The sequence below is a fragment of the Paraconexibacter sp. genome (assembly GCF_041602235.1).
GTDB lineage: Bacteria > Actinomycetota > Thermoleophilia > Solirubrobacterales > Solirubrobacteraceae > Paraconexibacter.
In genome coordinates this window covers 1-8,777 of sequence record NZ_JBFIGP010000161.1, presented here as the reverse complement: position 1 = coordinate 8,777, position 8,777 = coordinate 1, and the positions used below count along the sequence as shown (strand labels likewise).

Below are 8,777 nucleotides of genomic sequence, written 5' to 3'. Positions count from 1 at the left end.
GGCGATCATCGCGTCGACGTGCAGGCCGCCCTCGCGATGCTCGCCCCCGAGTACGGCTACCAGCCCGTGATCGACATCAGCGACGAGCAGGCCCGCGACGACCTCGCGCGCGCGTCGGTCCAGGCCCTCTCGTTCGTCGCGCAGTCCGCGCGTGGGCTCGGCAAGCCGTGGGTGCCGCAGACGGAGATCGACAAGGCCGACACGATCGCGGCGCGGTTCCTGACCCGCTGGCGCGGCGAGTCCGACCCGGACCACGCCAAGGCGATCGACGCCTACTGGATCTCCGCGGCGGAGCACGGGATGAACGCGTCGACGTTCACCGCCCGCGTGGTGACGTCGACGGGCGCGGACTGCGCCGCGGCGCTGTCGAGCGCCGTCGGCGCCCTCTCCGGGCCGCTGCACGGGGGCGCTCCCTCGCGCGTGCTGAAGATGATCGAGGGCGTCGAGGAGATGGGCGACGCCGATCGGTGGGTGAAGCAGGCGCTCGACAAGGGCGAGCGGCTCATGGGCTTCGGCCACCGCGTCTACCGTGCCGAGGACCCCCGGGCCCGCGTACTGCGCCGGACCGCGCGGGAGCTCGGGTCCCCGCGGTTCGAGGTCGCCGAGGCGCTCGAGAAGGCGGCGCTCGCCGAGCTCCAGGCGCGCAAGCCCGATCGCGTCCTCGCGACGAACGTCGAGTTCTGGAGCGCGGTCATCCTCGATCTCGCCCAGGTGCCCGCCGACCTGTTCACGCCGATGTTCACCTGCGCGCGCGTGGCGGGCTGGTCGGCGCACATCCTCGAGCAGAAGCGCGAGGCGCGGCTGATCCGTCCAACCGCGAAGTACGTCGGAGAAGGTCCCCGCCCGGTCAGCGCGGTCGGCTGACGGAGCGAGGGCCCGTCAGGACTCCTGCGCGGCGGCGGCCTTGCGCAGGAGATCGCGCAGCGCCCGCTGGTCGGCCGGGTCGAGCGCCGCCAGCGGGTTGGGGCCGGCCTCGAGCCGGGTCTCGATCCGCCGGCGGACGGCCACGCCCTCGTCGGTCAGGACCAGGTGCTTGACGCGCCGGTCGTGGGTCGCGGCACGTCGCTCGACGAGGCCGCGGCGCTCCAACCGGTCCACGATGCCCGTGACGTTGGAGTTGTCGCAGTGCAGATGGGCGGCGAGGTCGCCCATCGGCGTCGCCTCACCGGGCTCCAGCGCCCGCAACGCGAAGAGCTGCGGCGGTGAGAGCTCGAACTCCCGGACCACGTCGAGGAACCACCCGCGCTGCGTGGCCATCAGGTCGCCCACGAGCTTCCACGCCTCGGTGGCCGGGCTGCGGCGGGTCGCGGGGGTGGCCATGCCCACAGGTTAGCTGACTGCAATAACTGTTGACAAGCTCAACTGTCGCAGTAGTCTGAGGTCATGAGCAGGAGTGACAACGGCATCGTCGTCGAGCGCCTCGTGCGCGAGTTCGGCGGCGGCATCCGCGCCGTCGACGGCATCGACCTCGAGGTCCAGCCCGGGGAGATCTACGGCTTCCTCGGGCCCAACGGCGCCGGCAAGTCCACCACCGTCCACGTGCTGACGACCCTGCTGCCGCCGACCTCCGGCCGCGCCCTCGTCGCCGGGTACGACGTCGCCACCCAGGGTTCCGACGTCCGGCGCCGGATCGGCGCCGCGCTCCAGGAGGCCGCGCTGGACTCCTTCCTCACCGCGCGCGAGCACTTCGAGCTGCAGGGCGGTCTGCACGGGCTCGACAAGGCGCACCGCCGGGCCCGCGCTGACGAGCTGCTGGAGCGCGTCGGTCTCACCGAGGCGGCCGGCCGCAAGGTCGGCGGGTACTCCGGCGGCATGCGCCGGCGCCTGGATCTCGCCCTCGCCCTGGTGCACAACCCCTCGATCCTGTTCCTCGACGAGCCGACCACCGGGCTCGATCCCCAGTCGCGCAGCGCGCTGTGGGACGAGGTCGCCCGCCTCGCCCGGGAGGACGGCGTCACCGTGTTCCTCACCACGCAGTACCTCGAGGAGGCCGACGTCCTGGCGGATCGCGTGGCGATCATCGACCACGGTCACATCGTCGCGGAGGGCACGCCGGCAGCCCTGAAGGCGGAGATCGGGCGGCCCACCGTGGAGGCGATCCCGCTGGATCCGGGCTGCGGCGAGGCGATCGCACGGGTGCTCGCCCGCTTCGGCGAGCCGGCCGCCGCCTCTCCGAAGGGCGTCGCGGTCCGCCTCGACGGCGGCGCGCAGACCCTCGGTGAGGTCGTGCGGGCGCTCGACGCGGAGGACCTCGCCATCGCCAACCTGCAGCTGCACCAGCCGACGCTCGACGACGTCTTCCTCAACAAGACGGGTCGCTCGCTCGAGGGCACCGAGGTCGATCTCGCGCCGGACGCCGCCGCCGTGGCGCCGGCATGAGCGACGTCCGGACCCAGCTCGGACTGCTCGCCCGCAGATCCATCCGGCGTACGCTGCGCCAGCCGGCGTTGCTGGTCCCGTCGTTCGCCTTCCCGCTGATCCTGCTGGCGGTCAACGCCAGCGGCCTGGCCTCGGCCACGAAGCTCCCCGGGTTCCCGACCGACAGCTACGTCGACTTCGCGATCGGCGTGACCTTCATGCAGGGTGCCCTGTTCGCGGCGACCACGGCCGGCACCGAGATCGCGTCCGACATCGAGACCGGGTTCCTCAACCGCCTGTCGCTGACGCCCCTGCAGCGTCCGGCGATGCTGCTCGGCCAGATGGCGGGAGCGATGGTGCTCGCGCTCCTGGGCACCCTCGTCTACCTCGCCGTGGGCTTCGCCGCCGGGGTGCACGTCGAAGCCGGGGCGCCCGGGGTCGTGGTCATGGTCGTGCTCGCGATGCTGATCGCGCTCGCGTTCGGCTCCCTGGGAGCCGTGATGGCGCTGCGGACCGGTTCCGGCGAGGCGGTTCAGGGCCTCTTTCCCCTGCTCTTCGTCACGTTCTTCCTCAGCTCGCTGAACCTGCCACGCAACCTGATCGAGATCGACTGGTTCCGCACCGTGGCGACGTGGAACCCCGTCAGCTACCTGATCGAGGGCCTGCGCAGCCTGGTGCTCACGGGATGGGACGGGACGGCGCTCGCCCGTGGCTTCGGCGTGGCCCTGGTCATCGCCACGGTCGGCGTCACGGCCTCCGCCGCCCTGCTCCGGACCCGGATGGAGCGCACATGACCTCCGCGCGCACGCTCCACGTGGCCGTCGCGGTGGCGAAGCGCAGCCTGCGCGTGGCCTACACGAACCCGGCGATCGCGCTGCCGTCGATCCTCTTCCCGATGATCTTCCTGGTCGGCTTCGCCGGCGGTCTCTCGGCGATCGACGACGTGCCGGGCTTCGACTTCCCCAGCGGGTACACGGCGTTCCAGTACGTCTTCGTCTTCCTGCAGTCGGCGGCCTTCGGTGGGGTCTTCACCGGCTTCGCGATCGCCCGCGACTTCGAGTTCGGCTTCGCCAAGCGCCTACTGCTCGCGGCGCCCCACCGGGGCGGGATCGTGCTCGGGTACGTCTTCGCTGGTCTCGGACGCTGGGCGCTGACGGCGTCCGTCATCACCGTCGCGGCGCTGCTGGCCGGGATGCAGGTGGGCGGCGGGGTCGTGGACCTGTTCGGCCTGGTGGGGCTCGGGCTGATGGTCAACATGATCGCCACGCTGTGGGGTACCGGTGTCGCCATGCGGTTGCGTACGGTGCAGGCAGGCCCGCTCATGCAGATGCCGGTCTTCGTGATCCTCTTCCTCGCGCCGGTCTACGTCCCGCTGGATCTCCTGAGCGGCTGGATCCACACGGTGGCGTCGTTCAACCCGGCCACGGCCTTCGTGCAGGCGGGGCGGGGCTTCATCAGCGGACGCCCGGACCTCGTCGCGGTCGCGTACGCCGTCGCGGCATCGATGGTCGCGATCGCGGCCGTGTGGGCGCTCGGCGGGCTGCGGCGGGCCGAGCGAGAGATCTGAGCCAGTCGTCGCACCGCACTATGCTCCCGCCGGGAGATGGAGCGCCTGCTCGATCCGTCGGCACTCGGGGACCACGTCGACCGCCTCTATCGGGCGGCGTGGGGTCTGTGCGGCTCGCGGGAGGACGCCGAGGATCTGGTGCAGGAGACGTACGCGAGGATCCTGGCCAAGCCACGCACGATCCGGGGCGACGACGACATCGGCTACCTCCTGCGGGCGCTGCGCAACCAGTTCTACAGCCAGCACCGCCGCGCGAGCCACCGTCCGCGGACCGAGCCGCTCCCGGAGGACCGGGAGTTCGTCGACCCGCGGGCCGGCCTGCGACCCGACGAGGCCGTCGCGGCGCGTGAGGTCTTCGCGCGGATCGCCGACCTGACCCCGGACTTCCGAGATGTCCTCGTCGCCGTCGACGTCGCGGGTTTGTCCTACGCCGAGACGGCAACACTCGTGGGGGCGAAGGAGGCCACGGTGACCAGCCGCCTGTTCCGCGCGCGTGCGCAGGTGGCGCGGGCGCTCGGGAGCGGGATGGAACCCGGCACCGAGGGCGTCCCTACGGAGAGACGACCATGACCGAAGGCGACGACACCCCGATCACGGAGGAGGAGCGTGTGCTCGCGGCACGCGGCGCCGAGGCGATCGCGCGTGCCGTCGCCTCGCCCGAGGCGCAGGCCCCGGCCCGCCTGCGGGAGTCGCTGGAAGCGCAGCGAGGCGGGGCCCGGACGCGCCGTGCTCGCTCGCGGCTCGGCTGGCTGGGTGTCCTCGCCGGCGGCGTCGCGGCCGTCGTGATCGCCGTCGTCGTGATCTCCGGGGGCAGCGGTGGGCCGGGCGGCCCGTCGGTCTTCCAGGTCGCCGCGGTCGCCCGCCTGGCGCCCACGAAGCCCGCTCCCTCCTCGGTGGGCGGACTGCAGCCCAAGCTGGAGGCCGAGGTCTCGGGCGTGCCGTTCCCGGACTGGCGGCAGGAGTTCGACTGGGAGGCCACCGGCCGCCGCGACGACACCGTCGACGGCCGGTCGGTCACGACCGTCACGTACCGCAACCGGGATGGCGTGGAGCTCGCCTACGCGATCGTGGACGGGGACGCCCTGCCCGCGCCCGACGCCGGCCGCGAGATCCAGCGACGGGGCTTCAGCTACCGCGTCGTGCGCCGGGACGAGCGGACCGTCGTGACCTGGGAGGAGCAGGGCCACACGTGCGTCATCGACGCGCCCGGCACGGTCCCCTCCGGCACGCTGGTGGACCTCGCCGCCTGGGACAACGTCTAGGGGTCAGTCCTGGTCGGCGCCCCGGCGCCAGCGTCCGAGACGGCTCTTGCGCTCCGGGGGCTCGGTCGGCAGCTCGAGGTCGCCGTCCATCAGCTTCTTCGCCAGCGTCAGCGCCTGCGACCACAGAGCGTCGATCATGCGCGCGGTCTGGGGATCGTCGGCGACCTCCCCGACCCGCAGGGCCTGCGGCGCGTCGTTGCCGACCGGGTCGACGAGCAGGTACCGCTTGCCTCCCGGCCACGCCACCGACAGCAGGACCCGGTCGTCCGCCCGCAGCGCGCTGACGAACTCGACGTCGCCCTCCACGGCGACGCGTTCGTCGGCCGCGATGTCGTGGTCGTCGACCCAGGCCGGGGGCCAGTGGGGGAACAGGTCGTCCATGGGGGTAGTCAAGCAGTCGGGCGCCGCGCGATGAGTCCGCCCCGCCGCCGCAGTCATAGTTCTTGGACACCCGAACCGAGAGGAAGGTCGCATGTTCACCGACACCACCGCCTTCAGCAGCTTCGCCGTCGACGACATCGATCGCGCTCGCGCCTTCTACGGCGGCACGCTCGGGCTGCGGACCTCCGACGAGATGGGCCTGCTGCGGCTGCACCTGCACGGCGGTCACGACGTGCTGGTCTACCCCAAGCCCGACCACGAGCCGGCGACCTTCACCGTGCTGAACTTCGCGGTCGACGACATCGATGCGGCCGTCGACGCGCTGCTCGAGCGTGACGTGGCCTTCGAGCTCTACGAGGAGTTCGAGCAGGACGAGCGCGGCATCGCGCGGTCGCCCGGGTCCGGTGAGGGTCCCGACATCGCGTGGTTCCGCGATCCGGCCGGGAACGTCCTCGCGGTGCTCAGGCCGGTGTGACCGCCGGCCCGGGCGATCGCGTCGCGCAGATCGTCCTGCAGCCGCTCCTGCCCGGCGGAGCGGTCCCGGTCGTCCGGGACCGCGGTGACGACGCGCTGCGCCGCCTGTCCCACCGCCAGGAGCGCCAGCACACCGGCCGCCAGCGCCCACCGCGGGTCCCGGCGCCGGGCGATCCCGGCGATCGCCACGGCCCCGGCGACGCCGAGCGACACCGCGCCCGGCAGGTGCGCACCGTCCCCGCTCGCCAGGCCGATCTGCGCCGTCAGCACGACCAGGCTCGACCAGGCCAGGCCCGCCGCCAAGGGGAGTGCCACGCCGGGGCGCACCGTCGCGGCGCCGATCGCGGCGGCCGCGAGCACGCCGAGCAGCGGCGCGGTGACGGCGTCGCCCAACGGGGCGAGCAGCTCCGACGGGTGTGCGTGGAGCAGGTCGCCACCACCCCGGAGGACCGGTCCGAGCCACAGCGCCGGGATCGGGAGCAGGCTCGCCGCGACGCCTCCACGCAGCGACGGGTGCGTACGCCACAGGCGAGCGGCGTAGAGCAGGAGGAACGGCCAAGCCTCCACGCGCAGCAGGCACAGGGCGGCCGCGCACGACAGGGCCGTCCGATGCCGTCCCGCGACGGCCCGCTCGACGGTCAGGAGCGCGAGCGCGGCCGCCCAGGCGTCCACCTCGCCGTGCCAGGCGCTCCGTCCGAGCCCGACCGTCCCCACCGAGGCGACGGCCGCGAGGGCAGCCGCGCGGCGGGCAGCGCGGCGGCGCGGCAGATCCCGCGACCCCGGAGCCGGGAACTGCGGCTCCTCGCCGGTGCTGCTCGTACGGCGCGGCGTCCACGCGGGTTGCCACCAGCGACGGCCGATCCGTCGCCCCCAGAGCAGTCCGACCTGCCACCAGCGCGCGGGTCGTCGTCGCGACACCGGCAGGACGTAGCTCCCCGGAGGAAGCGCGGGTCCAGCAGCGAGGCGGTGCGCGAGCAGGGCCGCGGCGAGGACGGCGGCCACCGCGCCGGCCCGCGTCAGGATCAGCCACAGGTTCGGAGCGGCATCCCCGAACGGGGCGAGCACCGTCGCCACCAGCACCGGCAGGGGCCGGAACGCGGGATCGACCGGGAACGGGTCGAGGTCAGCGGCCTCCCGTCCCCACGCCAGCCACGACCACGCCTCGGGGGCGAGCGCCGTCGGGCGGGCCAGGACGGTGAGCGAGGCCAGGAGAAGGCACAGCACCGTGGCCCCGGCCACGGCCCGGGCGCCCGGGCTCACGAACCGGGCGGGGTGACCGTCACGACATCCCCGACGCGGATGACGCCGGCCGAGACCGGCCGGGCGTTGATCCCGAACATCCCGGCCCGCCGGCGGGTGAGCCACCGGAGGATCTCCGGCTGCTTCGTGGCCGCATCCGGGTCGCGGGTCGGGATCACGCAGCGCAGGCACGGGTGGAGCAGGTCGAGCCCGACCTCGCCGATCTCGACGTGGCCGTGCTCCCAGAGCTCCTCGGCGTAGGGGGCCACGCCGGGTTCGAACTCCACGTGCACGTTGGTGCGCCAGCGGCGCAGATCCAGCGCTCCGAGCGACTCCTCCACCGCGGCGTGCGTGGCGGTGGACGTGATCAGCAGGCTGCGGCCGAGGTCCTGCTGGCCGCGGACGTCGCGGCGCAGGCTCACCCGACGGCCCAGGTCCTCGCCGAGAACGGCGGGCAGGGAAGGGTCGTCCCAGCGCAGGCTCGTCGCACCGTCCGGGCTCGTGAGCACCGGCAGCGGCGGGGCGTCGAGGTCCACCGCCTCGTCGGCCACCTCGGGATACCGCGCCGTCCACAGCAGCATCCGGGGCGCCTGGCGCGCAGTGAGGCGTCGTGCCGCTCCCTGATGCGTGTCGAACAGCGCGTGCGTGCGGTCCCCCGCCGCCCCGCGATCGTCGACGACCAGGGCCCGGACGTCCTCGCCACCGAGGGACTTCACCGGCCAACGGTGCAGGGAGACGACGCGCCCGCGCAGCATCCCCGGGGAGGCTAGAGGACCGCCGGCCGCGTCGACCGGCGATCCGGACGGCGCGCTCAGACCGGCTCGCCGTTGGCGGTGAACACCACCTCGATGTTGCCCTTCGTGGCGTTGGAGTACGGGCACACGGCGTGTGCGGCCTGGACGATCTCCTTCGCCTGCGCGGCATCGGCCACCTGCGGGATCGTCACGTCCATCGCCACCGACAGCCCGAACCCGCGCTCGGGGGTCGGGTGCAGGTTCACCCGGCTGACGATCGACACGTCCCCGGTCTCGACCTTCAGGCGACGGGCCACCGCCCCGATCGCGCCTTCGAAGCAGGCGGCGTATCCGATAGCGAACAGCTGCTCGGGGTTGGTCCCGCCGCCCTGTCCGCCCAGTTCGGCAGGGAGGCGCAGGTCGACCGCCAGCGTCCCGTCGTGGGTTGTGCCGTGCCCGTCGCCGCGGCCGCCGGTGACGGTCGCGTGCGCCGTGTAGAGGATCTTGCTCATGGGCCGGAGCCTATGGGGTGAGGGAGCGGCGCAGGACCTTCCCGGTCGGCGTGCGGGGGATCTCGTCGAGGCGAACGATCTCGCGCGGGAGCTTGTACCGCTCGACGTGCTCCCGGAGGTGCGCGAAGAGGTCGGCGTCGGTCGCGGGTCCATCCGCGGCCGGGACGACGAAGGCGATCAGGCGCTGCCCGAACTCCTCGTCGGGCACGCCGAGCACGGCGACGTCGTCCACCTGCGGGTGGGATGCGAG

At 73.4% G+C, this 8,777-nt stretch carries 11 protein-coding genes and 1 pseudogene; 7 read left to right on the top strand and 5 right to left on the bottom strand.

All coding sequences use genetic code 11. The features are described 5' to 3' along the window. Positions 1 to 864: citrate synthase 2 (locus tag ABYE80_RS13165; protein WP_372790742.1), on the top strand; the 864-nt coding region annotated here is incomplete at its 5' end. A gap of 15 nt (positions 865 to 879) precedes the next feature. Here the strand turns inward: ABYE80_RS13165 and ABYE80_RS13160 are convergent. Beyond that, on the bottom strand, positions 880 to 1,320 hold the full coding sequence (locus ABYE80_RS13160; RefSeq protein WP_372790741.1) for a MarR family winged helix-turn-helix transcriptional regulator: 441 nt from the start codon (positions 1,318 to 1,320) through the stop codon (positions 880 to 882). 63 nt (positions 1,321 to 1,383) lie between these two features. On the opposite strand from ABYE80_RS13160, the gene ABYE80_RS13155 reads away from it, so the two are divergent. From ABYE80_RS13155 to ABYE80_RS13135, 5 genes are read left to right on the top strand one after another with little or no spacing between them, the layout of a single operon-like run. Continuing rightward, the gene (locus ABYE80_RS13155) at positions 1,384 to 2,379 is read left to right on the top strand and encodes an ATP-binding cassette domain-containing protein (RefSeq protein WP_372790740.1); all 996 of its coding nucleotides are present in this window, start codon (positions 1,384 to 1,386) and stop codon (positions 2,377 to 2,379) included. Further along, positions 2,376 to 3,152, top strand: a complete 777-nt coding sequence (locus ABYE80_RS13150; RefSeq protein ID WP_372790739.1) for an ABC transporter permease — start codon at positions 2,376 to 2,378, stop codon at positions 3,150 to 3,152. Before ABYE80_RS13155 ends, ABYE80_RS13150 begins: the two co-directional genes overlap by 4 nt. Then, positions 3,149 to 3,925: an ABC transporter permease gene (locus ABYE80_RS13145; RefSeq protein ID WP_372790738.1), complete on the top strand. Its 777-nt coding sequence runs from the start codon at positions 3,149 to 3,151 to the stop codon at positions 3,923 to 3,925. Before ABYE80_RS13150 ends, ABYE80_RS13145 begins: the two co-directional genes overlap by 4 nt. Positions 3,926 to 3,961: 36 nt before the next feature. Further along, entirely contained in the window at positions 3,962 to 4,495 is a 534-nt protein-coding gene (locus ABYE80_RS13140) for an RNA polymerase sigma factor (RefSeq protein WP_372790737.1), read from the top strand. Continuing rightward, positions 4,492 to 5,187: a hypothetical protein gene (locus tag ABYE80_RS13135; RefSeq protein ID WP_372790736.1), complete on the top strand. Its 696-nt coding sequence runs from the start codon at positions 4,492 to 4,494 to the stop codon at positions 5,185 to 5,187. The genes ABYE80_RS13140 and ABYE80_RS13135 overlap by 4 nt, the downstream gene beginning before the upstream one ends. Before the next feature lie 3 nt (positions 5,188 to 5,190). Here the strand turns inward: ABYE80_RS13135 and ABYE80_RS13130 are convergent, their stop codons facing one another. Then, positions 5,191 to 5,568 carry a hypothetical protein gene (locus ABYE80_RS13130; RefSeq protein ID WP_372790735.1) on the bottom strand — a complete coding sequence of 126 codons (378 nt, stop codon included), beginning with the start codon at positions 5,566 to 5,568 and terminating at the stop codon, positions 5,191 to 5,193. Positions 5,569 to 5,659: 91 nt separating this feature from the next. Here ABYE80_RS13130 and ABYE80_RS13125 point away from each other — a divergent pair, with 91 nt between their 5' ends. Further along, positions 5,660 to 6,043 (top strand): VOC family protein, encoded by a 384-nt coding sequence (locus ABYE80_RS13125; RefSeq protein WP_372790734.1) that lies wholly within the window; start codon positions 5,660 to 5,662, stop codon positions 6,041 to 6,043. A gap of 1,255 nt (positions 6,044 to 7,298) precedes the next feature. Here the strand turns inward: ABYE80_RS13125 and ABYE80_RS13120 are convergent. The 3 genes and pseudogenes from ABYE80_RS13120 to ABYE80_RS13110 all read right to left on the bottom strand — a co-directional run. Next, entirely contained in the window at positions 7,299 to 8,036 is a 738-nt protein-coding gene (locus ABYE80_RS13120; RefSeq protein ID WP_372790733.1) for an MOSC domain-containing protein, read from the bottom strand. Between the two features lie 56 nt (positions 8,037 to 8,092). Then, entirely contained in the window at positions 8,093 to 8,527 is a 435-nt protein-coding gene (locus tag ABYE80_RS13115) for an organic hydroperoxide resistance protein (RefSeq protein ID WP_372790732.1), read from the bottom strand. A gap of 10 nt (positions 8,528 to 8,537) precedes the next feature. Then, positions 8,538 to 8,777, bottom strand: a pseudogene (locus tag ABYE80_RS13110) (acyl-CoA synthetase); the annotation flags it as partial.